Annotated in this window: 2 protein-coding genes; both read right to left on the reverse strand. The window is 71.2% G+C overall.

Annotation, left to right across the window (positions count from 1 at the left end; all coding sequences use genetic code 11):
- The coding region (locus HC022_RS27380; RefSeq protein ID WP_303049116.1) for an rRNA adenine dimethyltransferase family protein at positions 1-475 on the reverse strand (475 nt) is incomplete at its 3' end.
- A partial coding sequence (locus tag HC022_RS27385) for a PdxA family protein (protein WP_175583761.1) occupies positions 472-1,035 on the reverse strand: 564 nt, incomplete at its 5' end. The genes HC022_RS27385 and HC022_RS27380, both read right to left, overlap by 4 nt.

A 1,035-nucleotide genomic window follows, 5' to 3' on the forward strand; every position in this document is an offset into this window, starting at 1 on the left:
GCTCGGCCACCTCGCGCTGGAACATCAGCGTGAGCGTCTGCCAGAACGGCGGCCAGCTTTCCGGCGTCAGCCAGCGCACCAGAAGTTCGGTGCCGACGTTGTAGGGCAGGTTGGCGCAGATCGCGATCGGCGGTGTCAGGTGCTGCAGCGGATCGACCTGCAACGCGTCGCCCTCGATCACCTCGAGCCGCCCGGGATAGGCGGCGGCGATCTCGGCCCGCGCCGGGAGGCAGCGCGCGTCCTTCTCGATGGCGAGAACCCGGCGCGCGCCCTCGGCCAGCAGCCCGCGGGTGAGCCCGCCCGGGCCCGGGCCGATCTCGAGCACGTCCATGCCTGCCAGATCGCCCGCCTGCCGCGCAATCTTGGCGGTGAGGTTCAGGTCGAGCAGGAAGTTCTGGCCCAGCGACTTCTTCGCCGACAGATCGTGGGTCGCGATCACCTCGCGCAGCGGGGGCAGCCCGTCGATGGCGCTCATGCGTGTGTTCCGGCGTCAAGGGTCTCTGGCGATGCGGGGGCAGCGGACCCGGCCATGCGCGACGCGAGGCGCAGCGCCTCGATGGTCGAGCGCGGGTTGGCGATGCCCTGTCCCGCGATTCCGAAGGCGGTGCCGTGATCGGGCGAGGTGCGCACGAAGGGCAGCCCCAGCGTCACGTTCACGCCGCGGTCGAAGGCCAGGGTCTTGATCGGGATCAGCGCCTGGTCGTGGTACATGCAGACCGCCGCATCATAGCCGGCGCGGGCCTCGGCGTGGAACATGGTGTCCGCGGGCAGCGGCCCGATCAGGCTCATGCCCTCGGCGCGGAGCTTGTCCAGCACCGGCACGATCAGCTCGATCTCCTCGCGGCCCATGCGCCCGCCTTCGCCGGCGTGGGGGTTGAGCCCCGCCACGGCAATGCGCGGCGCGGCAATGGCGAATTGGGTGACCAGCGCGTCGCGGGTGATGCGCAGCCGCTTTTCCAAGAGCTCCGCGGTCAGCGCCGCGGGCACCTCGGAGAGCGCGATGTGGATGGTGGCGGGCACCACGCGCAGCGCGTC

The sequence above is a fragment of the Salipiger sp. HF18 genome (assembly GCF_011806505.1).
Taxonomy (GTDB): domain Bacteria; phylum Pseudomonadota; class Alphaproteobacteria; order Rhodobacterales; family Rhodobacteraceae; genus Salipiger; species Salipiger thiooxidans.